We start from the raw sequence: 24711 nt of genomic DNA on the forward strand, positions 1-24711 counted from the left end.
CTCGTTCAAGCGTTTCAGATATGCCTAATAGGAATTTTCCGGGAGATGATTTGTTCCCTCCGGGAGCACTTCAAGGTTTGATGTCGTTCCAAACCAGCAGGGTCGCGCGATGCGTCGCTTTTTGGAAGACTTCGATTTGCGGCCGAGGCTGTGGAACGTCCTTAGCTGATCCACGTTGCCGATAATCTCCACTGAGGACACTCGGTATGATGATGTTCGCCGAGACCAAGGCTCAACAGATAGCTGAAGACGGACTGCTTTCGACTGAAGAAAAGATCGCGCAGTTTGTGCGAATTGGACGCTCCTCTCGACGCGTCAAGGTTGGTCTGTAACGTCGCCCCTTGTTGGCAGTTTGTTGGCCTAGATGCACTGAGGAAAGCGTTCACCGCAGCGGTGGGCACGGTGTCCAATTGAGCGAATTGCCTAAGCAAACCGGGATCTCGCGGTTCAATAGACGGCGAGCGATTGTCATGGTCAACTACCGTTGCATAAAGCCGGCCGCAAAGTCTTGACGTTGCCGCTATGCGCGCGAATTTTGTGATCGCCTATCCACCTTGGCGATCGAGGAACGAGCAATGCAGGGCCGAAGGTCACATGAGCGGACGGGGCAATACGGCGCAGATGAATTCGCTTCGAAGCACGGCTTGTCCGAGAAGTCGGCTGCGATCATCCTCAATCTTTATGGACCATCCAGGCCGGCGTGCGATGCCGCTGCAGCGGCTTTCAAGGACGCGGTCGCACAGCGGCAGGCAGGCCGGTTGATAATCCTCCTAAACATCGACTAGGACGCGCGGATCCCTACGGATCAGAGCCCGCACCGATTCAATGCGGACGAGAACCTAACGACGCTATGTGGTGTCGGTGGACCCGATTAATCCTCAATGTGCCGCGGGTTGTGACGGCTGCACCCCTTGCTGGTCACCGCCTGTGCTGGACTGCGGCGTTGGATTCTTGTCCACCTTGGGATTTTGGTCGATCGGCTGGCTGTTGATACTATCAGACCGAGATTGAACGGGATCTGTCGATGCCGGATTTGGGCTGGTGGTCGCATGCGTCTGGCTGTCTTGCTGGTCTGTCGACGGCCCTTTGATGACCACCCCATAGATTTCAGCGACACCCCAGGCGGCAATGGCTAGCAGCAGCGCGGCTATGAGCACAACAAGGACGGGCCTGCCAAGAGGGCCTTGTCGGGCTTGGTTCTCGGGAACGTTGTTCGTCATAGGACACCTCGGGAAAAAATCTGGCCCTTGCCTGCGACCGGCGGGCCGACCGAGACGAGGAACATCTTGGCCAGCGGCAGGGCCGATGAACGTAGTACGTCAGTTCAACCTTGACTGGTCTCAAAGGTTCCGGCCGGTGAGAGACAGTTCCATGACAAACGACAATGAAGCATCGATTTCTGCGACTGCCCCAGTCGCTTGGACCTGGGTCGGCAAGTCTCCGATCGGCTTGGAGTGCCGAAGCCAATGTGACGCGCATGCGCCTCAGGAAGACTGTAGGCAGCCAATTGCAAAGATGTGGGGACACAAGCGCTCATAAACGAGCAAATATGCGTATACTTTGGCAAGAGCCAAGTCTTGGCCTGCGCTGAGCCTCAACTACTCAGCCGGGCGGTCTTGGCATCTCTGGCCTGGCGTTCGGCGTCGATCAGCTTGCGCGCTTCACGATCGGCTCGTTCAAATTTTTCCTTGTCGATTCGACATTTTGCCAAGGCAGCCTCCTGTTTTGCCGGCTTGTTGGAAACTTCGCCGTCTAGATCAATGCGGACTTTCCAATCGGCTCATCGAGTCTATATCCGCGTAAAATCTGCGAGTGCTAACCTCCGCCGTTGGCCCTCCGCGTAGGCCAAGGCAAACGATTCGATCTCGAAAGAACGGGTGTGCTCGTGGTCTTCCTCGATCACACGGACGTGCCATTCGCCGTAACCTTCGACCAATTCAACGCAGCGAACGTTCATTTCGGATTTTTCCACCGGTTGTCTCACTTCTAGATGACAATGGAATCTTATCTTCGTGGGACTCGGCTGCATTAAGAAATGTTGGTACGGAGTCGTAGCCAAGTCGCCTGTGGCTTCGGAAAATGCTCTTAGCCATTGCGCTGGCTAGGACGTGGCGGGATAATTAAGTCATCGCTTGCCGACTGTTCGGGCGCCAGCGGCTGAGAGATAGCGGTGCTCGTCCTCTTGCCCGAGACCGGAGGCTAAGAGCATGAGCCAGGCTCCTCAATCGACCGTTCGCAACCGTCTGTTGGCTTCGCTGTCGGCGGATGACGATGCGCTTTTGCGACCGCACCTATAGACGGTACATTAGAGGTGCGCGACCATTTGTTTCGAGCAGATCAGAAGATCGCACATGTGACTTTTCCGGAATATGGAATCGCCTCCATCGTGGCGGATACCGGGGAGGGGAGGTTCGAAGTCGGCAATCGCGTTTGATGTAGCAAGGGCTTCGGGCTCAAAAAGTCTGCGCGCGCAGAGCCAACGTCCTCGACAGTCTAAGGAAGACGTTGCTGCTTGACCAACATACCGATCGGGAGGTGACGATCTCATCGCGCTGATTGCTGTCGATGCTGGATTTGCGATGGAATTTGATGGCTCGGCTCGCGCGTTAAAGGCCAGCATCTGGATGTACCGGAAACTGGCTCCCGCTCGGCATCGAGCTGATCTCCACCGGCGCCGTCACCCGAACTCCCGCAGGTCTTTCGCTTCTCTTTCGAGGATTTCCGCCACCTCCTCATGATCGAGATGGGTAAGCATTACCGCGATGCAACATTCAAGATATGTGAGCGACGAGCGGCGGAGAAAGTCGGCAGTGGCGCCTTCTGCCAACTCGTCGATCCGCTTCACCTCGCTCCGACGAGCCTCACTCATCGCCTCACCTCAGCATTTTTCGATCCGGTCAATCGCAGGACCAGCATGACAACTTCCGACATGCGAAGAAGTGGCATCGCCGTTTCAATTGTTCTTCCACAGCGATGCACTATTGGATCGCTCGCGCGTCCGGTCGGTTTAAATCGAATATTGAACCTTTTCCAATCCCGCAAATTAGACGGCTATGGCGAGATATTTCTTCGACGTACCGGATGCTGACATCGCTGATCCAAACGATCTTGTCGACGTCCACGACGCGCGTGAGGCAGGACTGCGAGCCCTCGCAGCGATCATGAGGGAAGCACATCCGGACGGCACCAAGCGTGCCTTCGAATTCAACGTTTGTGATGAAGCAGGCCGACACCATCTGCACCTCACCATCACGCTTGAATGGAGGGATGCACCGGGCCATCCTTCCATGGCAAGCCATTAACCCGGCGACCGCAAGGACGTAACGTTGTCAGGCTGGTCGCGACTTGAGGTGTGCACCTGCCGATATCGGTGGTCGTTGTTGCTTGATCTGGTGCGGGCCTTTACTTTAGCATTGCTCGCCGATCTTCTTTGCGGGCCTCCATGCGACCTGAAGCCCAGAAATGTTCGGTTGACCCGTCGTGAGAGTGAGTGGGGAACTGATGCTGAATTTGCGGATGCCATATAGCATTGCGCACCGTTCAGCTTCGGCCGTTCTGCTCATCGATCTCGATCCAGGCCGGCGCGTGATCGCTTGGTTTCTCCCATCCGCGTGTCTCCACATCGACGCCGGCACTGCGCAAATGGGAAGAGAGGGAAGGACTCACCAGGAGATGGTCCATTCGAAGTCCTGAACTCCGGTCGTATCCGACTCGATAGGAGAAGTTCCAGTAGGTGTAGATGGCGTTCCCTGGATGAGTGTGACGAACGGCATCGATCCATCCTTCAGCAAGCATCCGGCTGTAGGCGTCCCTGCTTTCGGGGAGGTACACCGCGTCGCCGGTCCATCGCCTCGGCACGCCCGCATCGAGTGCGGTCGGAACCACATTGTAATCTCCGCAGAGCACAGTTGGCCTGCCGGCTTCAAGCAAAGACTGACCGTAGCTGATAAGCCTTTCAAACCAGCCGAGCTTATAATCGAAGTTGGGACCTGGCGCTGGATTGCCATTAGGCAGGTAGAGACAGCCGATCACAAGCCCATTTACGTCGGCCTCGATGTAGCGGCTATGCGTATCGTCGGGATCGCCAGGCAAACCGCGTCGGCGTTCTACGGGATCCGTCCCGCGGGCAAGGATTGCAACGCCGTTATAGGACTTCTGGCCGTGCCAGATAGCGCCATATCCAGCGTTGCTGATCGCATCCAACGGAAACTTTTCGTCAGATGTTTTGAGTTCCTGAAGGCAAACGATGTCGCACTTGGCTTCATCCAGCCATCTGAGAAGTACTGGCAGTCGACCGTTGACGCCGTTTACATTGAAAGTTGCAATACGGGTCATGCGGACCTCTTATTGCGCTGTGCGTTCTGGATGCGCGTTAATGATCCGGATCAAGAACGTCGGCGACTGCATCCTTCTCATCGCGAGGTAGAACCGTCATCGTAAAGATGAAGGCTGACAGCAAAAGGCAGACGCCGTTGGTTATGATTATGGGCCATTCCAGCTTCATCATGCCAAAAGCCAACCACAACGCAAAACCCAAAACGGTGATTCCATACATCGGCGCGGAGATCCCGCCTGTGTCTCGCGTTTTGATGATCTTCCAAGCCTGTGGTGTAAAGCTGGTCATGGAGCAGACAGTTGCGAGGTAACCTATAAGCGTGACTGCGTTCATGCGTGCCGCCCTAATGAAGCTGGTCTTCGGACATGCGTGCCAGCTGTCGCGCAAGCAGGCGTCCGAGCTTCCCGCCTAAGGTGCAGACCCATTCCCGGGAATGGGGTTTTCGGTTACTTTTCCGCCTGCTCAATAACGTGAAACGCGCTCGTTTTTCCGCCCGCAGCAGGTCTTACCCTAATCCACGGTTTTCCGGATGCTTTCCCGGGCATCATAGGCTTAGGGACGGTCTCAACCACCGCGTGCACATGGCTTTGCGCCGCAACTGAAAGGCTCCGCACGACCTTTTTGCCATTCATCAATTCGACCCGAAAGCTTTCCATCAGCTTGCCCCCCGCACCTAGAGTTTAGCGAACGTCCCAATAGAAAAAATTAACAAAAGGACGCGGCGAGGCCGAGTATCCCTCACAAGCCAATTTTTGGGATCGATCGGGCGGCACAAATACGCGCCGCAACCGACAGGATTCAACACCTACCTCATCAGGCTCGGCCTCTCAGCGCCAGTGCTTCCCTTTCCAGTGTCTCACGGCTGTTGCCGTGCCTTGCGATGAGTTCCCTCACTTGCTGGGGGGTGATGCCTGTCTTGCTTGCGAAATATTCGACCTCATAGTCCTCGTCAGCCGATACACGATCGCGGTCGCGAAAGTCTCGTTTGCTCTTATCATCAGCCATTTTGTTTCTCCATACAAAGCGATCGACGGAAACGCCATTCGATGCGATTTGTTTCAACCTATCTCATTGGCGGGCTAGCAAATTTTTTGACGCTGACTTGCATCCCGAATTCGTGAGGCAACTCATATCATGACATCCGCCGGGCTCTTGGGGCGCATCTTGTCGAGACGTGGAAGCGCGACACATATATACAAGATATCGTCGAACCTGGCGGACGTATCCAGAAGCTAAAGCCGGGCGAGGCCAAGGCGATTTTCCATCTTATCGGCGGTGTTGGACTGACGCGGCTGCCACACGTTAAATATCGTCAGTCTTCGGTTTTAGTGCTTCAGCTTCCCGCTTGAGTTTGGGCCAGTCGGCGCCGTGCTTTTGAAGGAGCCTGCGTGCCTGCCTCGGTGTTATCGATGCGACCTGTGTAAGATGGTCGATCTCAAGCTCTTTCCCTTTTACGACGCGACTTGAATCGTTCGACTTGTTTACGCTCATAGAATTGAATCCTGCTCCAGCCAGCGAACAGCAACGAACGTTACGAAGCGCGGTTTCGATTTTGGGCGCCTGACCTCAAAATCTGGCGAGGGGCTCGGCTCCCGCTGATGAGCGATGAGCGGATCTGAAAAGGAGCAAGGCGGCCTTGGCCGCCTTGCGAGTGTCACATCAAAGATCGCGTCCACGTCGAGCCCGCTGTAGGTCTTCTCCGCTATAGACGTCGGCGTTCGGGTCGAAACCGGTCCAGCCGCCAGCCTCGTATTCATTGCGTCTGCCAGCGACGTCGACCGAATTGTATTGCTTGAGGATTTGTTCGGCATTCGGCGCAAGATTATCGTCGACCTTGGCCGTGACCATCGTCCCGCCGCGACGAACGCCTTCGGCATAGACATGAGCGTCGTTTTCAGGAACGCCGGCGTTTGTCATGGCGCCGATGATGCCCCCTGCTGCACCACCGACCACGGCCCCGCCAACCGCGCCGACAGCAGTGGCAGCCAACCACCCGGCTGCAACCACAGGTCCTACCCCAGGAATGGCCATCAGACCGAGGCCTGTTGCCAGGCCGCCGGCGCCGCCAATGACGGCGCCCACGCCAGCGCCAGTGGCCGCGTCCTCGCCAGCGTCGGTCTCCTCATCCTTGTGCCAGCCGGTCGCATTGTTGGCCACAATGCTGATGTCATCGCGCGGGACGCCGGTGGCCACGAGTTCGCCTACGGCGTCATTGGCATCGTCATAATTGTCGAACAGTCCGGTTACGGTTTTCATCTGGTTCTCCTCGCTTTCTATTCACTTGGTGCCGGCAACAACGTTGCCTTGGTAATCGAGCGCGATCGGCGTCGACTTCCCGTCCTTGCTCGCTGTTCCGCGCCAGATGCCGTTGTCATCCTTTGTCAGGGCAGAGACGTCGGCATAACCCGCCTTTTCGATCGCGCTCTTGGCCTGGGCTTCGGTAAAACTGTTGGCGCCGGGGACTGGAGCTGCCGGATTGGTGGCGCCGCTGGTGACAGCCGGTGTGCTGCCGTCAGAAGCAGGCGCCGTCGTTGCAACCTTCTGAATCATGTCCTGATGCATCTTGAGTGTGGGCAGCGTGTCAGCCGCAAAAGATTTCAGGGCGGCGTTGTCGCCGTCCTTGGCATAGGCCTCGAAGAGGCTGACCGCATCGGCATGGGCCGCCTTCTGCATGTCTGCATAAGATGCGTCTACTGGCGCCGCACCCGCCTGCAGCTTGTCGACATCGCTTTTGTGTGCAGCATCGAGGTCGGCGGGCACCTTCAGCTTCTGTTCGCCGGCGATGCTTTCAAGCTTCGCATTGGCGGCGCCATGATCGGAGATCATCTTCTGGGCGAAGTCCTTTAGGCCTTGGTCCTGCAGCTTGTCTTGGGCGACCTTGCTCGACTGGACTTCGAACATTCCGCCGATCGCGGCCTTGGTGACGAAATCCTGGGCGGTCTCGGCAGCGAGCGATGGCCAAGCAAATACCACCGACGCGGCTAACGATAGCGACGCCAGACGAAGACTGTTTCTCATGGTGATGTTCCTCAGTTGAGATTGGTGAATCCAAACCTGCTCGCGGCGTGTTTGTTCCCAGGCAAATACGAAGCTACCAAATTCACTGACGGCGCTGTTCGTCGTTCACATGCGTTGAAGCAGGCGAAAAAGTTTTGCGGGCGAGTTCATTGGTTGTTTGCGGTGTGAATATCAAACCTAGCAAAGGTTCGCGCTGGATCAGGAACATTTTGTCAAGCGGCAGGTTAGCCGACGCACAACCAACGGAGAATGACAATGAAGGCGCTCACCTGGCACGGCAAAAGTGACATATGGTGCGAGCAGGTGGATGACCCGATCATTGAGACGACCGCGATATTATTATCAATACGGCTTGTGCGATCTGCGGGTCAAACCTTCATCTGATGGGAGGATTTGTCCAGAAATGCACGCCCATGACGTGCTTGGGCACGAGACCATGGGCGAGGTCGTTGAAGTCGGGAAGGGTCACTCCAAGTTCAAGATGGGCGAGCGCGTCGTGGTGCCGTTTACGATCGCCTGCGGCGAGTGCCGGATGTGCAAGTGGCAGCTGTTTTCGCTCTGCGAGAGATCGAACCCAGCCGGCGCCAAGCAAGCCATGCAGATGGGGTATCCAACTGCTGGGCTGTTTGGCTATTCTCACATGTATGGCGGCTTCGCGGGTGGCCAGGCAGAATTCCTGCGCGTACCCTATGCCGACGTTGGCCCTATCAAGGTGCCAGATCGCCTGACGGACGAGCAGGTACTGTTTCTCTCCGATATTTTTCCCACCGGGTATCAGGCGGCGGAAAACTGCCACATTCAATCCGGTGATACAGTGCTGGTCTTCGGCTGCGGACCAGTTGGCCAGTTCGCAATCAAGTCAGCCTTTCTCCTAGGCGCGGGCCGGGTCATCGCGCTGGACATCGTCCCCGAACGGCTCGCGCTTGCGCAAGCGTCGGGCGCGGAAACGCTGAGATATGACGGCGAAGATCTGCAAAAGCAGATCCTGGCTATGACAGGCGGTAAAGGGCCGGATTCTGTCATCGAAGCGGTCGGCATGGAGAGCCACGGCCCCGGTGGCGTCATGGAGACCTTGCAAACGGACCTTACGGCGATGGAGAGGCCTTATGCGCTGCAACAGGCGCTGATGGCCTGCCGACCGGGCGGCACTGTCTCGTTGCCGGGGGTGTTCGTTGGAAGCGTTACTGTGCCCATGGGAATGTTCGTCGGCAAAGGGCTGGCAATGAAAACGGGCCAAACACATGTCCAGCGCTACTTGGAGCCGTTGATGAAGCTCATTGAGGACGGAAAAATCGACCCGTCCTTTCTGATTACCCACCGCATTGGGCTCGGAGAAGGACCGGAGGCTTACAAGACCTTCCGCGACAAGAAGGATGGTTGCATCAAGGTCGTCATCAGACCGTAGGCTCAATCACCTGCCCGCAATCGCCTTCAATTCGATGGAAACTTACTTCGATTGCGCCACGTTGAGGGCTGCGGCGGGGGAATTCCATCTTGCATGGGTGCGAACTGCCCGAGATGAAGCTTCCTGCCATATTACGACATGCAGCAACTTTGTGTGTTCCTTTGCGCAGTAGACCGAAGCGAATGATGCCACGCCAGGTGATGTCGACCGTTGCGGCTTTGTCGCGTGCCGAGGCCGACGCAACTATTGGGCGGGAGATGACTTCTGCTGCGCGGCGACTGATTTCTAACCAGGCTCTCAGCGGAACAAAGGGTTTCTCCTCGCGTTGCGGCAAGGTCAACGAGGATATGGAGGCTTCACGGTGAATGATCGTGCATTACTTCGGGATCCGCGTCAGGAGTACCCGGTGCCGCCTTTTCCAAAACAGCCGCAGGCCATGCCTGGCCTTGCCGGAAATATGGACCCGGTGCCGGACCACGGCGAGGAAAGCTATCGGGGCTCTGGTAAGCTAGCTGGGCGCAAGGCGCTCGTGACAGGGGGCGATTCCGGGATAGGGAGGGCCGTCGCTATAGCCTTTGCGCGGGAAGGGGCGGACGTAGCCATTTCTTACCTTGCGGAAGAGGAAGCGGACGCCAAGGAGGTCATCGACCTTATCGAAACCGCGGGCAGGAAGGCGCTGGCGCTGCCTGGTGACATCAAGGATGAGGCTTGGTGTCGGGGTTTGGTAGACAAAGCTGTCTCCTCCCTCGGTGGCCTCGATCTGCTTGTGATCAATGCCGGGAGGCAGCAATATCGCGAGAGCATTGATGAGTTGACGACAGACGATTTCGACAAGACCATGAAAACGAATCTGTACGCGCTTCATTGGATCGCTCAAGCAGCCGCGCCGCATCTCCCTGCCGGCGCCTCCGTCATCACCACAGCGTCGATCCAGGCCTACGATCCTTCGGCGATCCTACTCGACTATGCCACCACCAAAGCCGGCATTGTCGCTTATACCAAGGCACTCGCCAAGCAATTGATCAAGCGGGGCATTCGGGCCAATGTCGTGGCTCCCGGACCTGTCTGGACCGTACTGCAGCCAAGCGGTGGTCAGCCGGATGAAAAGGTCGAGCATTTTGGCGAGGACAGCGATTTCGGCCGTCCTGGACAGCCAGTCGAGCTAGCGCCCGTCTATGTGCTGCTGGCCTCGCGGGAAGCCAGTTTCATAAATGGCGAAGTTTATGGCGTCACTGGCGGCAAGGGAATCGCGTGACCCTATATTGAGACATCGAGCTTCAAGGACGCCATGCGGCGCATCGTATACAAAGTTGCTGTCGCCATTCTCCTGACCGCAGCGGCTGCTGCGATCGCCGCTTTCTTGGTGACCTCGGCTCACCCGCCGTTCTCGCCAGACGATCCGCGATTCGAAGTGAAAGGGGATGTGGGCCGCGGCAAGCTGGTCTTCGCGGCGGGGGACTGCGCCTCCTGCCACGCTACCCCCGGACAGTCAGATCGACTACAACTGGGCGGTGGGATGGCGCTCGGGTCGCCGTTCGGCACTTTCAGGCCGCCCAACATTTCCCCTGATCCTGTTGACGGCATCGGCAGATGGAGAGCCGCCGATCTGGCAAATGCGCTGATCGGTGGAGTGTCTCCCAGGCGCGAACACTATTACCCGTCCTTCCCCTACACCAGCTTCACCGGCATGACCGTCGCCGACATCAACGATGTCTACGCCTATCTCATGACGCTGCCAAAAGTGTCTGGACGTGTGCCGCCGCACGATCCCGCAATCCTGTTCAGCATTCGCCGGTCCGTCGGATTTTGGAAGCTGATTTTTTTCCGCCAGGGCCGGTCGGCTGCGAACGCAGACGGCAAAACGATGCCTGATCGCGGCGCATACCTCGTCGAAACCGTTTCTCATTGCGCGGAATGCCACTCCAGCCGAAATGCGTTTGGAGCAATCCGATCCGAAACGCTGTTTGCCGGCGGCATCGACCCGCAAGGCACCGGGTTCGTGCCCAACATTACGCAGGAACGATTGGGGGCTTGGACCGAGACCGATATTGCCACGATGCTTAGAACCGGAGAGACGCCCAACCACGGCCGGGTGGGATCGTCGATGGCCGACGTGGTGACGAATACCGCCATGCTGCCTGAGGGCGACCGCGAGGCGATCGCCCACTACATCAAAGCGCTTCCGCCGGTCGCGACTCCACACCCATAGGTTCATTGGGCATAAAGATAAGCTGCAAGATCCCGCGCTTCTTGTTCAGAAATCCCCGATTGCGGCATGGCGGTCTGCGGGGAGAAGCGCTGCGGCGAAACGATCCAGGCTACGAGATTGGCCGGACGGTTTTCCAGGACACCCGCGATATAGACACGCTTCGACAGCTCCGCCAGTGGCGCCCCAGCCTGGCCGTCCGCCCCAGGAATCCCGGAGATTGTGTGGCATCCGGCGCAGCCATAGCGACGAAAGATCGCCGGCGCTCGACCGGGATCGCCCCCGGTCATCATCCTGGCGATGGAGGCTTTGGTGTGCTTGTCACGCACGAAAGTGGTCGTCACAAACGCGGCGGAAGCCACGACAACAAGCACCGTAGCCAAGGCGGCCCGGCCGGGGACCGAAGCGAGCGGACTAGACATTCTGCGCCTTTCTCTCGCTCGAGCCTCTGATCCAAAGCGCCAGCATCGTCAATGCCGCGCCTGCATAGATGGTGCCGGCTGGGACCCACATGATCATGCCTGCTAGTTGTTGGTCCTCAAGCGGCGTCAAGCCCCAGGCCATCGCGGCTTGCGTCTGCGCGACGTACAAGACGCGGGGAGCGAGAGCCATCAATGCGCCCAGAACGCTCGTGTGGATCATAGTGAAAAACAGATGCCAGGCAGCCGAGCCGTAATCACTTCGCCAAACAAGCGCCCACCAGAACAAGATCGCCGTGGCGAAGAAAGTGAGGTGCTGAAAGCGATGCACTGCGGGGTTTGTCACGGCGGCGTCGAAGACTATCGGCACGTGCCAGGCCCAGATTGCAACGCCATGCAAGATGGTTGCGCAGGTCGCGCTTGTGCCCCTGTCCCACGGCCCGCGCAATAGAGGCGCCCGCATCAGCATTCCCGCCGCCATACGGGCCCTGGCGGGCAATCCCCAAAGCAGGATTCCAATCGGCCGCGCCAACACGATCAAAGGGGCCGATACAGCCATGACGATCTCGTGCTCGATCATATGAAAGGTAAAGAGGTGTTCGCCAAGCCAGTGAAGAGGGGACAGCAGCGCACCAGCCAGGGTGAGCGTTCCAGCGCTGTAAAGGCAGATGCGGCGGTGCATGCCCCCGGGCCGCCTTGTGCGTCGGGCCAGCCTTGCCGCTCCCACGCAATAAAGTACGGCCATCATCCCGAGTGGCACCACAATCCACGGATCGAAAGTCCAGGCCGGCTCCAAGCCATGCGCTTCATCGCCATGCGCCATGGCCGGCCAGGCCATCATACCCCAGATCAGGGCGCAGATCAGCGTTGGCATGCGTCCAGCAGCATCGTGGCTGCCTCCTGCAACAACAGGGCAAAGACAAATGCCAGCGCGATCAGAAATCCCGCGTCAACAATAAAGCGCCTGGTCTGGACAGTCCCGTGTGAAGCCGTACGCGCTGCAGTTAGGCCAGCGATCGAAACAACCAGAAGAACCCCGCAGAGGACGGCGCTCCACGGACTATTCTGTCGGCAGTCAATGTAGGGCATGATCTGGCCAAGCTGGGTGCTGAGCGCCCAGGCTAGCGGCGCGACACCAAGTCCGGTCCATTGCAGCCATGTTTTTCTCAAAGCCGAGGTATCCAATAGAGGCAGGCATACATGGGCAACCACGTCGCAACCACGAAGTTCCAGTACATCGCGTTGTCGCTGACATCTCCGAACCGGCGCGGCGTGTCGCCATGCCGGGAAAACATCAGGCAAGCGAGTACCAGCGTCTCGATCACATCAGTCAGGATGTGGGTGGTGTGGAGGCCAAGCATAACCCATACAATCGAACCGTATGCGTTTTGATCCCACTTGATATGCATCGCCGGAAACTCGAAGACACGCAGGACCAGAGGCACTATTCCCAGTATGGCCATGACGATCAATCCGAGGCGAACCTTTCGCAGATCCTGCTCGCGCGCCCAGCGTGCGACGAGGATGTTGGGAACAAGGCTTGCCAGCAGAAGGGCTGTCAGCGCCGTGCCGGCCAACAGATCCGGAGGCGGGGCGCCCAATGGCCATCGCGGCGCCAGGCTCATCAGGTAGAGATAGATCACGATCGAGAGGGCAAAGCCTGTCCCTTCGATGAGCATGAAAGCGAGCGTTCCCCACCATGACGGGCTTGCGGTGCCAAGGCCGTGCGCTGGAAGCTCGGTCAGATCGAGCACGATATCTTCTTTCATGACTCGTCCTCCGGCACGCCCTTGGGCCAGAACCAACCTATCAGTGAGACCGCGACCGGGATGGAACCCCAGACAACCGCCCATGGGCTGAATATGGACCAGACCAGCGTCAAGGTGGTGGCAAGCGCTGCCCAAAGCGGCCAGATCGAATTGCCGACCGTTGATTCCCGCGCTTCCGGAATGCCCTCAACGACGCTGGTGATCAAAAGCTCACGCCGGTCGACCCGCAAGCCGGCAGCGACGGGCAGGGCGGCCGCCTCGGCCCACAGGGGCTCTCCGTTGCTAACCACGGGTGGCCTGGCAAAATTGTAGGGTTTCGGCGGCGACGCCGTCGCCCATTCAAGCGTCGAGGCTCCCCAGGGGTTAGCACTCGCGACGGCGCTTGACCTGGCACTGCGGATGGCATCGATGAAAAACAGAAGGAAGCCAGCGGCCAGGACGATTGCGCTAAGGCTAATGAACATGTTGAGGCCGGCCCAAGGCATCTCGGGCTGATAGGTGTAGATGCGACGCGGCATGCCTTGAAGACCCAGGATGTGCATGGGAAAAAACGTCAGGTTGAAGCCGACAAAGATCAGGCCGAAGACCCAGCGGCCAAGGGTCTCGCTCATCATTTTGCCCGTCAGCTTCGGGAACCAGTAATAAATCGCGCCGAGCAGCGGAAAAACCGCGCCGCCGACCAGGACATAATGGAAATGGGCGACAACGAAATAGGTGTCATGGACCTGGGTATCGAACGGAACCGAGGCCACCATCACGCCGGTGAGGCCGCCAATCACGAAGATCACCATGAAGCCGATGACGAACAGGAACGGCGTTTTGAAGATCGGCTTTCCCGCCCAGATGGTGGCAAGCCAGCAGAAAATCTGCAATCCGGCCGGTACCGCAATCGCCATGCTGGAGGCGGTGAAAAAGCTCTCTCCCAGTCGTGGAAGACCGGCAACGAACATATGATGGACCCAAAGGCCGAAGGCGAGGACCCCCGTCGCCACCAAGGCCATAACCATCGCCGGGTAGCCAAACACTGGCCGACGCGTAAACGTCGCTACAATGGTCGACACCATGCCCACTGCCGGCAGGAAGATTATGTAGACCTCGGGATGACCGAAGAACCAGAACAGATGCTGCCACAGCAACACATCGCCGCCTTCGGCAGGGTTGAAGAAGTGCGTGCCGACAAGGCGATCGAGGATAAGGCTCGTGCTTGCGATCATGATCGCCGGCATGGCCAGAATGATAAGAAACGACGTCACCAGCATCGACCAGACAAATAGCGGAATCCTGTCGAGCGACATCCCCGGCGCGCGCTGCTTGAACACGGTCACAACGATCTCGACGGCGATGGCGAGGGCGGAAACCTCGGTGAAGGTGATCATCTGTGCCCAGATATCGGCGCGTTTGCCCACGCCATATTGCGGCCCCGACAGGGGCACGTAAGCGAACCATCCGACGTCCGGGCCGGTGTCGACGATGAAGGCAATCCACAAGAGCAAGCCGCCCGCGACATAGATCCAGTAGGAAAATGCGTTGAGGCGCGGGAAGGCGATGTTGCGTGTCCCCACCATTAAAGGCACGAGGTAGACGGCCATTGCCTGCATGACGGGGACGGCGAACAGGAACATCATGTTCGAACCGTGCATGGTGAAAATCTGGTTGTAGCGATCGGGTCCGATGAACCTGGCTTCAGGCTGCGACAGTTGCAGCCGCATCAGCAGCGACAGCACCCCGCCAAGCGCCAGGAAAACAAAAGCTGTCGCGATATAGCGTCGGCCAATTACCTTGTGATCCACTGTCGACAGGGCGCCCCACAGCCCCGGCTGCGCTGACCAGGTCGAGGCGAGGGCCCGGTTGAGTTCCTTGTCGCTGAATGCCGTGTCCCTGAGCCCATCATCCTTCGAGCGGGTCATTTCAGGCTCTCCATATAGGCCGAGATATCCTGGAGCTCGATACTGGTCAGCGGCACCATCGGCATGTTGTTTCCGGGCTTCAGCGTCTGCGGATCGGCGATCCATGCCGCCAGTGAACCGCGCGTGGTCTCGACGAGGCCGGCCGCGATTGTTTGACGACTGCCGACATGGGTAAGGTCAGGTCCGGTGGTGCCGTTGGCGGCTGTGCCCCGGATGATATGGCAGGCGGCGCACGGCTTTGCCAGGAAAGCCGTGCGTCCGGCGGCGACGTCAGGGCCCGTCGTCGGGATTGCGTCAGCACTCTGTGACGCGATCCAGCGTGCGTAGTCGACTGGCGCTTCTGCGATGACCATCACCGCCATATGGCTGTGCTGCAGTCCGCAGAATTCGGCGCACTGACCGCGATAGACACCCGGCTTTTCGGCCCGCAGCAGCAGACTGTTGGAGCGCCCCGGGACAAGATCCTGCTTGCCGGCAAGACTGGGGATCCAAAAAGAGTGGATGACATCAGCGCTTTCAAGCCGAACATGAACATCCTGACCAACAGGGATGTGAATTTCATTGGCGGTCTGAAAGCCAGGTGTTTCGGAGGAACTGGCGTAGAAGACCTGCCACCACCATTGCTGCCCTCTTACAGTGATCGTTATAGAGGCTTTTTCCGGAAGGCCGATGCCGCGGGTGGTGTAGAAGCTGGCAACCGTCATGCCGGCAATCACAATGGCGGTCGCGGCCACTGCCGCAGTTACGACCACAGTCAGCCGCCGTTGCCGGATTTCCGTTTCGTCCTGCTGGCGTTTGCGCCACAGTGCGCCACCAAGCACGAGCATCACAGCAAGCCAGATTCCCGAGCACAGGGCGACGATGCCGATAATCAGGTGTTCGATATGGAGCGCGGGCGCGCCAGAGGGGTCGAGCGCGGACTGGTTTCCGCTGCAGCCGCACGCGATCGTAGCGGCCCACAACGCGATGACGCGCGCGCCTCTCAAGGCGATGGCCCCTGGTCAGGGTGAACCCCCGCCGGCCCCTGGTCGAAGAGGATTTTTGCCGGACCACGATTTTCGGCAGGGCGGGTCTGTTTGTCATCGTTGCGACTGGGCGCCGCAACTTTGGGCTTATAAGCGCCAATCGTTTGAACGTAGCCGGCGAGCTGCCACATCTGCTCGGTCGTCATCCGGTCGCGAAAGGCCGGCATCCCATGCGGCCGGCCGTCCCTGACGGACGCAACGATGGACACGATCTCGGGCCCGTACAGCCACCAGCCGTCCAGGAACGACGGGCCAGCGCCGCCGCGACCATCACCATGGCATGCCGGGCAGCCGAACCAGGTGTAAAGACGCTTGCCCTGGCTTAGATTGTAGGCGTCCGTTTCGTATGGCTTGCCCGACGCAAAATAACTCTCGGGCGGCGTTCCGCTGATGCCATTTGGCATCAGCCGGAATCCATCAAGATCAGACGCGACAGGCGGATTCAGCCGAAGCTCTCGCGGCTCCCGAAGCCATCCCAAGGCTGCGCTGGCAATGCCGAGCGTTATCGCCGCAGCCGCAAGAGCGCCATTCGAATAGCTCATCTCCCTCTTCATCATCCGCCTACAAGGGATTCAACCATGCTGTGACTGGGCTGATCGGCTCAAACGCACCGGCAAAAGTTTGTACGAAGGGGTCTTGGACTTTGGATCGTGATGGGCCAAGGGAAACAGCGGATTTGTCTCAGGATAGTAAGCCGCACAACAGCCCTTGGGAATGTTGTACCGGACGATCCTGAGGCCACCGACGCTGCGAACGCTGTTGCCATCGATTGCTGTCGTCATGTCGACGATGTCACCATCGACGAAGCCCAGGCGAGCGATGTCTTGTGCATTCATGAATACAATCCGGCGCGTGCCCTCAACGCCACGGAAGCGGTCGCTATAGCCGTAGATGGTGGTGTTGAACTGGTCGTTGGAGCGCAGCGTGGCGAGATGCAAAACACCTGCTCTGTCGGCGGTTGCAAAGTCAGGGAAAAGCTTGTCCGGCGTGATGAAGTTCGCCTTCCCCGTTTTCGTCACCCATTTGCGCTCGCGCGCCGGCAGCGGTCTCGCGAATCCGCCGGGCTTGAAAAGCCGTCCGTTGAAATCCTTGAAAGTCTCGGGGTAAGTCCGCTCAATAGCATTGCGGATCTCGGCGTAGTCGCCAACCCAGGCGTCCCATGGAACCTTGTTTTGCCCAAGCGTAGCCTTGGCAATGCCGGCAATAATGGCCGGTTCGGAGAGAAGTTCAGAGCTCGCCGGTTTGGTCTTGCCCCGCGAGCCATGGAAATGAGCGATCGAGCTTTCCATGGACACCGCTTGCGGCCCACTCGCCTGCTGGTCGAGTTCGATGCGGCCAAGGCACGGCAGCAGATATGCGACCTCTCCATGCAGGACATGGCTGCGGTTGAGTTTGGTGGCTATCTGAACGCTCAAACGAAGTTTGCGCCATCCCTCTTCCATGGCGGTGGTGTCTGGCACCGCTCTGAGGAAATTGCCGCCAAGGCTGATAAACGCACGGGACTGACCCGTCATAATCGCTTCGCACGTTTCCACCGTCGAGCGACCGGTCCATTGCGGCGGCTCAAAGCCATAGAGCTCGGAAAGTTTGTCGAGGGGCGCCAGGCCTGGCTTCTCCGTAATCCCGACGGTGCGCTGGCCCTGCACGTTGGAGTGACCACGAACGGCGCAAATATTCGCCCCGGGCTTGCCGATGTTGCCGCGCAGCAGCGCGAGGTTGCAGACCATGTGAACGTTCTCGACGCCCATGAGCTGCTGTGTCAGGCCCATGCCGTAGACCATCATGACTGCGTTTGCGTTGGCATAGGTGACGGCGGCCTTCTTCATTTCGGCGCGTGTCAGCCCCGATACACGCTCAAGCTCGTCCCATTGGTGGGCGCGCGCAGCTGCTGCGAATTCCTCGAAGCCGGTCGTGTGTTCCTTGATGAAATCGTGATCGAGAACGTGCTTCTTGGCAGCGGATGCCATCGATGCCGCAAAGGCAATCATGGCTGCGTTGTCCGGATCTTTTGGCGTCGCATCGCGTCCGGCGACAGGGTTTCGACCGGAGGCCTTCAGAACGTCGTCTGCTTCGATGAGAGCCTTGCAGACGCCGAATAACGCTGCGATATCGCCGCCGTTGTTGACCTGATAATATTCCGACGAAATCGGTGTCTCTTTCCCGGTCAGCATCTGGACGGGTGATTGCGGATTGACGAAGCGCTCCAGCCCGCGCTCCCGCAGCAGGTTGAAAGTAACAATTTTCACGCCCCGGTTGACTGCATCTTGCAGATCATGAAGCAGGCGTGGCGAGGAGGTCCCGACATTCTGGCCAATGTAGAATATACAGTCCGTGTTCTCGAAATCGGACAAAATGGCGGTGCCGACCGATGCGCCGATGCTCTCGGGAAGCGCAACGGAGGAGCTTTCATGGCACATGTTCGAGCTGTCGGGCATGTTGTTGGAGCCGTACATCCGGGCGAACAGCTGGTACATGTAGCTCGCCTCGAGTGACGCCCGGCCGGATGTGTAAAGATCGGTCTGATGCGGGTCCAGAGCGCGCAACTCCCTGCCGATCTCTTCGAATGCAGCGGGCCATTCGACCGGCACATATTTGTCGCTGGTAGCGTCCCAGCGCATTGGGTGCGTCAGCCGACCCTCCTGTTCGAGGTCGTGATCCGCCCATCGCTCGAGTTCGCTCAGCGTGTGCTTGTCGAAGAACGCCGGGCCTGCACGTCGCGACGTGGTTTCCCAAGCTGTCGCCTTAGCGCCGTTCTCACAGAATTCGAGCGGATGCGGCTGCGCCGGCTTTGCCCAGGCGCAGCTCACGCACATATAGCCTTCAGGCTTGTTCTGGGTCGACAGCAACCGGGTCCCTTTCAAGGGAACATGTTCTTTTAGGAGAACACCAGCCACGGATTTCGCTGAGCCCCATCCACCGGCGGGCCCTTTATACGGCTTGACAGTGGCTGTTCTCGTATTCGACGTCATTTCCTGCCTCGTTTGCCACAGCGAGATTTTCGTCGGTCTCGCTCTCATTTGCCGTGGACGCCCAAGCAACGCCACCTGGCCCGCGACCTTCATTTCGCCAGCCATGGGATGACTTCCTGGCTGCGACATGCTCGACAATGCGAAAGGTTGGCCAATCAGCGTTTCCCGGAATATGAAACTTGGGATCTGCCTGACGGTTCCACGCATGGACTGACTGCGTTTTCCTCAACTTTTGCCACCGATTCCTGACGTCAGAAGAAGCGTTGCGTCGGCCGCTTCGGGATCGCATGGCGGCTCTGGAACCTCGTCTCGCGTGGAAAGTTGTCCAACGTCCCGAAGGAGATTCCCCATGGCGCGTCCAGCTTGCAGACCCGTTGATTCGCCGACCATCGGAAGCGTGATGGAGAAAAATAAATGAACGTCGCCAACCTACAGGTGGAGGGGCTGCTGATGGCGGTCGCAGCGGTCAACAACGCCCTGGTACGGAAGGGACTCCTCTCCATTGATGATATCGATAGGGCCTTGAAAACGGCGGAAGCCTCGTTCGCCGGCGACGAGCGCATGTTCGAGGACATGTCACCGGCAAACCGCGATGCCGTCTGCTTCCCTTTGCGACTTCTGCAACTGGCGAACACGAGCCAGTCCGAAGCCGGCGTGCCGCCGTTTTCAGAGTTGGCCACGCAGGTCGGGATCACCAAACAGCCTTACAACGACCAGATGTGAAGGAGCATAGGTATGGAGGTTCTGGAAATCGTCGTTGCCAACAACGTTGTGGAATTCCGCGGCGAGGGTGGTGACAATATACTCGTCACCGTTGCGCAACCGGCGGTTTTATCCCCTGAAGAGCTGATCGAAAAATCCAAGATCATGCTTTTGCATGCCGCCAAATTTGGTGTCGAGGAAGAGAATTCTGGCGAACAGCGGATAGCCGATGCGGGGGATGAGTATCGGCTTGAGTATCATGACAATGGGGAGATCCGTGACGTGAGTGGCCTGGTCTTTCCCGATCTGGACGCGGTGCGCGACGAATGCTGGCGCTCGGCGGAGGATTTGTGGAAAGACGCCCTGTCTCGGGGTGAAGCACCGGTGGGCTGGGCCGTCAGGGCGCGTGACCGTCGCGGTGACATCGTCGCCACAGTCGATTTTTCCGACTTGCAACGCGCCGCCGCCGAGCTGGACCAACGACCTCGGTCCGAAATTTGAGCCCGTCATTCTCAAGCGTTTCAAAGGAGAGCACTATGCCGCGTAAGCCAGCAGCCGGAGCCAACGCACCGACAGCCACCGTCCACGACTTGACCTTGGTCAGAGGCCAAGGCGGGGAATTGCATCAAGTTGCGGAGGGCGACACTGACGTCCTGACAACAGCCCAGGGCGGCCCGGTTTCAGATGACCAGAACACGCTCAAGATCGGCGCACGTGGTCCCACGCTGATCGAGGATTTTCATTTCCGCGAGAAGATTTTCCACTTTGACCATGAGCGCATTCCTGAGAGGGTAGTGCATGCGCGTGGCTACGGCGCCCACGGCTTTTTCGAAACCTACGAGTCGCTCGCAAAATATACGCGCGCCGACATCTTCCAGCGAGCTGGAGAAAAAACGCCGGCATTCGTGCGGTTCTCGACGGTGGCCGGCAGCAAGGGGTCATTCGACCTTGCCCGCGACGTCCGCGGATTTGCCGTGAAGCTTTATACCAAAGAGGGCAACTGGGATATCGTGGGAAACAATATCCCGGTGTTCTTCATTCAGGACGCGATCAAATTTCCCGATGTAATCCATTCGGTCAAGCCGGAGCCCGACCGTGACTTCCCGCAAGCGCAGTCGGCGCATGACACGTTCTGGGACTTTATCAGTCTGACGCCGGAATCGATGCACATGATCATGTGGGTGATGTCGGACCGCGCCATCCCGCGCTCTTTCCGCTTCATGCAAGGGTTCGGCGTGCACACCTTCCGGCTCGTCAATGCGGCCGATGAATCGACTTTCGTGAAATTCATCTGGAAGCCCAAGCTTGGCATGCAATCAGTCGTTTGGAACGAAGCGGTCAAGATCAACGGCGCCGATCCCGACTTTCATCGCAGGGACCTCTGGAATGCCATCCAATCCGGCGATTTCCCCGAATGGGAGTTGTGCCTGCAATTGTTCGACCAGGAGTTTGCCGACAATTTCGACTTCGACATCCTTGATCCGACCAAGATCATTCCGGAGGAGATCTTGCCGCCCATACCTGTCGGGCGTCTTGTCTTGGACCGGATGCCGGACAATTTCTTTGCTGAGACCGAACAGGTCGCGTTCATGACCCAGAATGTTCCGCCTGGCATCGACTTCAGCAACGATCCGCTGCTGCAGGGCCGCAACTTCTCCTACCTCGACACGCAGCTGAAACGCCTGGGCGGCCCCAATTTCACGCATCTGCCGATCAACGCGCCGAAATGCCCATTCCATCATTTCCAGCAGGACGGCCATATGGCGATGCGCAATCCGGTTGGACGGGCCAACTACCAGCCGAATTCATTCGGCGTCGGCCCTCGCGAATCCCCGGAGCGTGGGTTTCGGTCCTTCGCGGACGGGGAGGAGGGCCAGAAGGTCCGGCTGCGGCCCGAAAGTTTCGCCGACCACTACAGCCAGGCCGCCCAGTTCTTCAACAGCCAGACCCCGCCCGAGCAACGCCACATCGCTCAGGCCTTGACCTTTGAATTGAGCAAGGTTGAAACCCCAGCCATCCGCGAGCGGATGATCGCGCACTTGCTGAACATCGATGAGGGGCTGGCTGTCACGGTCGCCGACAAGCTCGGCATGACCGAGATGCCGAAGCCGGCCGACGCCGCTGTATCGCCGCGCACGGATCTTGAGCCCTCGCCAGCGCTGAGCATCATTGCCAATGGTCCGGAGAGCTTTGCTGGCCGCAAGGTTGGCGTCCTGATCGGCACTGGCACGGACGCCGGTCTCTTCAAAGCCTTGCAGGCTGCCATTGAGAATGAAGGGGCCGCCATGGAAGTTATCGCGGCAAAGGTCGGCGGCGCGGTGGCCAGCGATGGCACCAAGATTGTGGCCAAGCATATGATCGATGGCGGCCCATCGGTATTGTTTGACGCGGTCGCCATCCTGCTCACCGAAGAGAGTGCCAATATGCTGGCCGGCGAAGCAGCGGCTCGCGATTTCGTCGCGGATGCCTTTTCTCATTGCAAGTTCATCGGCTTCACACCGGGCGCCGTGCCGCTTCTGGCCAAAGCGGGCGTGGAGTCCGGGGCTGACGAGGGGATGCTGCCGCTGGCTGACAAGGCGAGTGCCACGGATTTCATTGAAAGTTGCAGGGGTCTGCGGCTGTGGGCACGGGAAGCCGCGGTCAAGCTGTGAGGCCGCGTATTCAGGCTTGAAAAGAGGGGCCCGCAGAGTGGCCCTTCATTTTGATGAATTTCTTCAGAGCACAGTTCCGAATGGTGTGGACATTGTGTCGGGACCAACGGAGCTTTTGCCGCGACGACTGCCCGCTCACGTGTGTTGAGCGGGTGCTACGTTTCGCTGGTGACGTTAGGCACTTCGACGACGATTCTCACGCCGCGATCTAACCATTCGCGCTCGGTAGATCCTTGAAGCTGCCGCCGTATCGTAGCTTCGGCGATCACAGTGCCAAAGCCTGCCTTTCGGATGCCCGCAGGCGGCGGGCCTCCCGTTTCTTCCCAAACGAGCGCAAGCCCTTTGGTCTGCGGGATTTCGTTCCAACTGATTGCGACCTGGCCAGTGTCCTGCGAGAGCGAGCCATGGGACGCCGCGTTTACGGCGAGCTCATGGATGAACAACGCAAGCGGTTGGACCGCATGAGCTGCAAGCATGATCTCCGGGCCGCTTAAAACTGCCCGTGTCGCCCCGTAGGGCTCTATCTGAGTCCGAATGGCCTCCCGTAGCGGAATTTGATGCCAGCCGCGCCGGGAAAGCAAAGTATGGGCTCGGGCCAGAGATTGCACTCGCTGCTGGACCGAGGCCGCATACAAGGCGGCGTCGTCCGATCGAGTAAGCCGAACGATGCTGTCGACAAGCGCAAGCACATTGTTGGCGCGATGGTCTACCTCTAGAAGAAGCCGGTGCTCGGAGTCTTCGAGAGACTGGATCCTGCGATACTCCGTGCGGTCGATTTGAGAGCCAAAGTGATACACAACACGGCCACTGTCATCGTGAATTGGGCTGAAGTGAAGCTGGTTCCAGAAGGGCGATCCATCCTTACGGTAGTTGAGGAGTTCGACACTGGCCTCGCGCTCCTCTCTTATCGCGGCCCGTATTTCGGAAACGGCGATTTTGGATGTTGCCGGACCCTGCAGAAACCGGCAGTTTTTGCCGAGAACCTCTCCTGCATCGTATCCTGTTAATTTCAGGAAAGCTTCGTTTGCCAGGACTATAGGGTAATCCTGCTGGGTGGCATCGGTGACCACCATCGGCATGCGTGTCCGCTGAAACGCTGTCGCCGCCAACTCTTTGCGGTCTGGCAGCGCATCCGCCGTCACTGCGGCCGGCTGATCACCGTGAATATGGGACAGGTCTTTTTCGTCCATTAAGGCTTCCTTGGTGCCGATTAAGACCTTGAACGTGAGAGGCGTTAAAGCGTTGCCGATCGTTGGCGAATTCGCTGCGGATGCCAATCTGGTCGCGACAATCGTTGACGACGTTGACGCCTTCTGCCCGAGCGGTGGAACAAGGATCGGGGCCGCAGATTAACAGCAATCGAAATCCCGGCGGGTGCCACAAGGGCACCGCCGGCCGCGGTTGATCTGGGTGGAGGATCAAGATGTCACACGAGGTCGAGGAGCGCCGCCTCAAGATGCTTATCGAGCAGTACGTCGAGGTGCGGAAGAAGCGGCACGATGTTGTGTCGGTGAGGCAAGCAGCATCGGCTGTCCTGACTGTCATGAAAGCCTGTCCGGTTTCCAGAAGCGAGCTCGACGACATGATCGCCGCAAGCGCCGTGGCTCATGGTCTGGGTGTTGCGTTCGATGCGCAGCAATCCCCGTCGCAGTTTTCGATCTCGCGCTGACATGGCCGCTGACCCTACGCTGCGCGAGGAACCCATTGGCAGGAACGCAGTGCACATCTGCGTCGACATGCAGGCGATGTTCCGCGAGCCGTCGCAATGGTCGTTGCCATGGATGGACCGTGTGCTTCCCAGGATCGTAGATCTTTGCAGCACACAGCCGTCGAGATTGGTCTTCACGCGGTTTATACCGGCTAGGCGGCCCGGCGCCGGGCAGGGGACTTGGAAACGCTACTATGAACGATGGGCAGACATGACGCTTGAGCGCCTTGGCCCGGGAAAGGTGGACTTGGTCCCGGAACTTCGAGCGTTTACGCCGCCGGCGCCAGTTGTAGACAAGCCGGTGTATTCGCCTTGGCTTGGCTCAAACCTTCGCACTCTACTGGCGCAGCGGCGCTGCGACACCGTAATCGTCACCGGCGGCGAAACAGACATGTGCGTGCTTTCGACGGTGTTGGGCGCGGCAGACTATGGCTTGCGTACCATCGTGGTCCAGGATGCGGTCTGCAGCGCCTCGGATGAGTCCCATGATGCCATGATCGGGCTGTTCAGCAATCGCTACGGCCAGCATATCGAGACCGCGACCACTGAGCAGCTTGTACACTGTTGGATTGGTGGGTGACCGACCCTAACGGTAA

At 58.7% G+C, this 24711-nt stretch carries 23 protein-coding genes and 1 pseudogene; 9 read left to right on the forward strand and 15 right to left on the reverse strand.

Annotated features, from left to right (window positions below; genetic code table 11):
* Nucleotides 1-878: 878 nt before the first annotated feature.
* Both MesoLj_RS22440 and MesoLj_RS22445 read right to left on the reverse strand, forming a co-directional pair.
* The gene (locus MesoLj_RS22440; RefSeq protein ID WP_202322570.1) at nucleotides 879-1220 is read right to left on the reverse strand and encodes a hypothetical protein; all 342 of its coding nucleotides are present in this window, start codon (nucleotides 1218-1220) and stop codon (nucleotides 879-881) included.
* Nucleotides 1221-2677: 1457 nt separating this feature from the next.
* Nucleotides 2678-2869 carry a hypothetical protein gene (locus tag MesoLj_RS22445; protein WP_202327616.1) on the reverse strand — a complete coding sequence of 64 codons (192 nt, stop codon included), beginning with the start codon at nucleotides 2867-2869 and terminating at the stop codon, nucleotides 2678-2680.
* Between the two features lie 184 nt (nucleotides 2870-3053).
* Here MesoLj_RS22445 and MesoLj_RS36880 point away from each other — a divergent pair, with 184 nt between their 5' ends.
* Entirely contained in the window at nucleotides 3054-3302 is a 249-nt protein-coding gene (locus MesoLj_RS36880) for a DUF6894 family protein (RefSeq protein WP_446720251.1), read from the forward strand.
* A 238-nt stretch (nucleotides 3303-3540) separates the two neighbouring features.
* Here MesoLj_RS36880 and xth read toward each other — a convergent pair whose 3' ends face one another.
* The 5 genes from xth to MesoLj_RS22470 all read right to left on the reverse strand — a co-directional run bounded on the left by xth (nucleotide 3541) and on the right by MesoLj_RS22470 (nucleotide 7354).
* Nucleotides 3541-4335, reverse strand: a complete 795-nt coding sequence (gene xth, locus MesoLj_RS22450; protein WP_202322571.1) for an exodeoxyribonuclease III — start codon at nucleotides 4333-4335, stop codon at nucleotides 3541-3543.
* Nucleotides 4336-4372: 37 nt separating this feature from the next.
* Nucleotides 4373-4669 carry a SemiSWEET family sugar transporter gene (locus MesoLj_RS22455; RefSeq protein WP_202322572.1) on the reverse strand — a complete coding sequence of 99 codons (297 nt, stop codon included), beginning with the start codon at nucleotides 4667-4669 and terminating at the stop codon, nucleotides 4373-4375.
* 480 nt (nucleotides 4670-5149) lie between these two features.
* Nucleotides 5150-5341 carry a DUF3606 domain-containing protein gene (locus MesoLj_RS22460; protein ID WP_202322573.1) on the reverse strand — a complete coding sequence of 64 codons (192 nt, stop codon included), beginning with the start codon at nucleotides 5339-5341 and terminating at the stop codon, nucleotides 5150-5152.
* A gap of 654 nt (nucleotides 5342-5995) precedes the next feature.
* A complete protein-coding gene (locus MesoLj_RS22465) occupies nucleotides 5996-6592 on the reverse strand; it encodes a general stress protein (protein WP_202322574.1) in 597 nt (198 codons plus the stop codon).
* A gap of 21 nt (nucleotides 6593-6613) precedes the next feature.
* A complete protein-coding gene (locus tag MesoLj_RS22470) occupies nucleotides 6614-7354 on the reverse strand; it encodes a DUF4142 domain-containing protein (protein ID WP_202322575.1) in 741 nt (246 codons plus the stop codon).
* Between the two features lie 255 nt (nucleotides 7355-7609).
* On the opposite strand from MesoLj_RS22470, the pseudogene MesoLj_RS22475 reads away from it, so the two are divergent.
* The 3 genes and pseudogenes from MesoLj_RS22475 (at nucleotide 7610) to MesoLj_RS22485 (ending at nucleotide 10968) form a co-directional block, all read left to right on the forward strand.
* Nucleotides 7610-8759 (forward strand): annotated as a pseudogene (locus MesoLj_RS22475) (zinc-dependent alcohol dehydrogenase).
* 361 nt (nucleotides 8760-9120) lie between these two features.
* Entirely contained in the window at nucleotides 9121-10014 is an 894-nt protein-coding gene (locus MesoLj_RS22480; RefSeq protein WP_202322577.1) for an SDR family oxidoreductase, read from the forward strand.
* A 33-nt stretch (nucleotides 10015-10047) separates the two neighbouring features.
* Complete coding sequence (locus MesoLj_RS22485) at nucleotides 10048-10968, forward strand: c-type cytochrome (RefSeq protein ID WP_202322579.1); 921 nt, start codon at nucleotides 10048-10050, stop codon at nucleotides 10966-10968.
* Nucleotides 10969-10970: 2 nt separating this feature from the next.
* On the opposite strand, the gene MesoLj_RS22490 is transcribed toward MesoLj_RS22485, so the two are convergent.
* From MesoLj_RS22490 to MesoLj_RS22520, 7 genes are all read right to left on the reverse strand, one after another.
* Nucleotides 10971-11387 (reverse strand): c-type cytochrome, encoded by a 417-nt coding sequence (locus MesoLj_RS22490; RefSeq protein WP_202322581.1) that lies wholly within the window; start codon nucleotides 11385-11387, stop codon nucleotides 10971-10973.
* Nucleotides 11380-12258: a cytochrome c oxidase assembly protein gene (locus MesoLj_RS22495; RefSeq protein ID WP_446720252.1), complete on the reverse strand. Its 879-nt coding sequence runs from the start codon at nucleotides 12256-12258 to the stop codon at nucleotides 11380-11382. The genes MesoLj_RS22490 and MesoLj_RS22495 overlap by 8 nt, the downstream gene beginning before the upstream one ends.
* A gap of 292 nt (nucleotides 12259-12550) precedes the next feature.
* The gene (locus tag MesoLj_RS22500; RefSeq protein ID WP_202322583.1) at nucleotides 12551-13153 is read right to left on the reverse strand and encodes a cytochrome c oxidase subunit 3; all 603 of its coding nucleotides are present in this window, start codon (nucleotides 13151-13153) and stop codon (nucleotides 12551-12553) included.
* Nucleotides 13150-15060, reverse strand: coding sequence for a cytochrome c oxidase subunit I (gene ctaD / locus MesoLj_RS22505; RefSeq protein WP_202322585.1), 1911 nt, complete (start codon nucleotides 15058-15060; stop codon nucleotides 13150-13152). Before ctaD ends, MesoLj_RS22500 begins: the two co-directional genes overlap by 4 nt.
* On the reverse strand, nucleotides 15057-16052 hold the full coding sequence (gene coxB / locus MesoLj_RS22510) for a cytochrome c oxidase subunit II (protein WP_202327422.1): 996 nt from the start codon (nucleotides 16050-16052) through the stop codon (nucleotides 15057-15059). The genes ctaD and coxB overlap by 4 nt, the downstream gene beginning before the upstream one ends.
* Nucleotides 16043-16627: a c-type cytochrome gene (locus MesoLj_RS22515; protein WP_244735140.1), complete on the reverse strand. Its 585-nt coding sequence runs from the start codon at nucleotides 16625-16627 to the stop codon at nucleotides 16043-16045. Before MesoLj_RS22515 ends, coxB begins: the two co-directional genes overlap by 10 nt.
* Before the next feature lie 30 nt (nucleotides 16628-16657).
* Entirely contained in the window at nucleotides 16658-19054 is a 2397-nt protein-coding gene (locus tag MesoLj_RS22520; protein WP_202327424.1) for an FdhF/YdeP family oxidoreductase, read from the reverse strand.
* A 414-nt stretch (nucleotides 19055-19468) separates the two neighbouring features.
* Between MesoLj_RS22520 and MesoLj_RS22525 the strand changes: the two genes are divergently transcribed.
* Genes MesoLj_RS22525 through katE form a run of 3 tightly spaced genes read left to right on the forward strand, consistent with a single transcriptional unit; the run spans nucleotide 19469 to nucleotide 22407 of the window.
* Complete coding sequence (locus tag MesoLj_RS22525; protein WP_202322594.1) at nucleotides 19469-19777, forward strand: hypothetical protein; 309 nt, start codon at nucleotides 19469-19471, stop codon at nucleotides 19775-19777.
* Nucleotides 19778-19789: 12 nt separating this feature from the next.
* Nucleotides 19790-20257 carry a DUF6894 family protein gene (locus MesoLj_RS22530; protein WP_202322596.1) on the forward strand — a complete coding sequence of 156 codons (468 nt, stop codon included), beginning with the start codon at nucleotides 19790-19792 and terminating at the stop codon, nucleotides 20255-20257.
* A gap of 35 nt (nucleotides 20258-20292) precedes the next feature.
* A complete protein-coding gene (gene katE / locus MesoLj_RS22535; protein WP_202322598.1) occupies nucleotides 20293-22407 on the forward strand; it encodes a catalase in 2115 nt (704 codons plus the stop codon).
* Nucleotides 22408-22562: 155 nt separating this feature from the next.
* On the opposite strand, the gene lov is transcribed toward katE, so the two are convergent.
* Nucleotides 22563-23597 carry a blue-light-activated histidine kinase gene (lov, locus tag MesoLj_RS22540; protein ID WP_202322600.1) on the reverse strand — a complete coding sequence of 345 codons (1035 nt, stop codon included), beginning with the start codon at nucleotides 23595-23597 and terminating at the stop codon, nucleotides 22563-22565.
* A gap of 233 nt (nucleotides 23598-23830) precedes the next feature.
* Here lov and MesoLj_RS22545 point away from each other — a divergent pair, with 233 nt between their 5' ends.
* Nucleotides 23831-24076, forward strand: coding sequence for a hypothetical protein (locus MesoLj_RS22545; protein WP_202322602.1), 246 nt, complete (start codon nucleotides 23831-23833; stop codon nucleotides 24074-24076).
* A gap of 76 nt (nucleotides 24077-24152) precedes the next feature.
* Nucleotides 24153-24695, forward strand: coding sequence for a cysteine hydrolase family protein (locus tag MesoLj_RS22550; protein ID WP_446720337.1), 543 nt, complete (start codon nucleotides 24153-24155; stop codon nucleotides 24693-24695).
* The last annotated feature ends 16 nt before the right edge of the window (nucleotides 24696-24711 follow it).

The sequence above is a fragment of the Mesorhizobium sp. 113-3-9 genome, from assembly GCF_016756515.1.
Lineage (GTDB): Bacteria > Pseudomonadota > Alphaproteobacteria > Rhizobiales > Rhizobiaceae > Mesorhizobium.

Coding starts and splice junctions, on each gene's coding strand:
- MesoLj_RS22440 (WP_202322570.1), bottom strand. CDS start 1,220: ATGACGAACAACGTTCCCGAGAACCAAGCCCGACAAGGCCCTCTTGGC.
- MesoLj_RS22445 (WP_202327616.1), bottom strand. CDS start 2,869: ATGAGTGAGGCTCGTCGGAGCGAGGTGAAGCGGATCGACGAGTTGGCA.
- MesoLj_RS36880 (WP_446720251.1), top strand. CDS start 3,054: ATGGCGAGATATTTCTTCGACGTACCGGATGCTGACATCGCTGATCCA.
- xth (WP_202322571.1), bottom strand. CDS start 4,335: ATGACCCGTATTGCAACTTTCAATGTAAACGGCGTCAACGGTCGACTG.
- MesoLj_RS22455 (WP_202322572.1), bottom strand. CDS start 4,669: ATGAACGCAGTCACGCTTATAGGTTACCTCGCAACTGTCTGCTCCATG.
- MesoLj_RS22460 (WP_202322573.1), bottom strand. CDS start 5,341: ATGGCTGATGATAAGAGCAAACGAGACTTTCGCGACCGCGATCGTGTA.
- MesoLj_RS22465 (WP_202322574.1), bottom strand. CDS start 6,592: ATGAAAACCGTAACCGGACTGTTCGACAATTATGACGATGCCAATGAC.
- MesoLj_RS22470 (WP_202322575.1), bottom strand. CDS start 7,354: ATGAGAAACAGTCTTCGTCTGGCGTCGCTATCGTTAGCCGCGTCGGTG.
- MesoLj_RS22485 (WP_202322579.1), top strand. CDS start 10,048: ATGCGGCGCATCGTATACAAAGTTGCTGTCGCCATTCTCCTGACCGCA.
- MesoLj_RS22490 (WP_202322581.1), bottom strand. CDS start 11,387: ATGTCTAGTCCGCTCGCTTCGGTCCCCGGCCGGGCCGCCTTGGCTACG.
- MesoLj_RS22495 (WP_446720252.1), bottom strand. CDS start 12,258: ATGCCAACGCTGATCTGCGCCCTGATCTGGGGTATGATGGCCTGGCCG.
- MesoLj_RS22500 (WP_202322583.1), bottom strand. CDS start 13,153: ATGAAAGAAGATATCGTGCTCGATCTGACCGAGCTTCCAGCGCACGGC.
- ctaD (WP_202322585.1), bottom strand. CDS start 15,060: ATGACCCGCTCGAAGGATGATGGGCTCAGGGACACGGCATTCAGCGAC.
- MesoLj_RS22515 (WP_244735140.1), bottom strand. CDS start 16,627: ATGAGCTATTCGAATGGCGCTCTTGCGGCTGCGGCGATAACGCTCGGC.
- MesoLj_RS22520 (WP_202327424.1), bottom strand. CDS start 19,054: ATGACGTCGAATACGAGAACAGCCACTGTCAAGCCGTATAAAGGGCCC.
- MesoLj_RS22525 (WP_202322594.1), top strand. CDS start 19,469: ATGAACGTCGCCAACCTACAGGTGGAGGGGCTGCTGATGGCGGTCGCA.
- MesoLj_RS22530 (WP_202322596.1), top strand. CDS start 19,790: ATGGAGGTTCTGGAAATCGTCGTTGCCAACAACGTTGTGGAATTCCGC.
- katE (WP_202322598.1), top strand. CDS start 20,293: ATGCCGCGTAAGCCAGCAGCCGGAGCCAACGCACCGACAGCCACCGTC.
- lov (WP_202322600.1), bottom strand. CDS start 23,597: ATGGACGAAAAAGACCTGTCCCATATTCACGGTGATCAGCCGGCCGCA.
- MesoLj_RS22545 (WP_202322602.1), top strand. CDS start 23,831: ATGTCACACGAGGTCGAGGAGCGCCGCCTCAAGATGCTTATCGAGCAG.
- MesoLj_RS22550 (WP_446720337.1), top strand. CDS start 24,153: ATGTTCCGCGAGCCGTCGCAATGGTCGTTGCCATGGATGGACCGTGTG.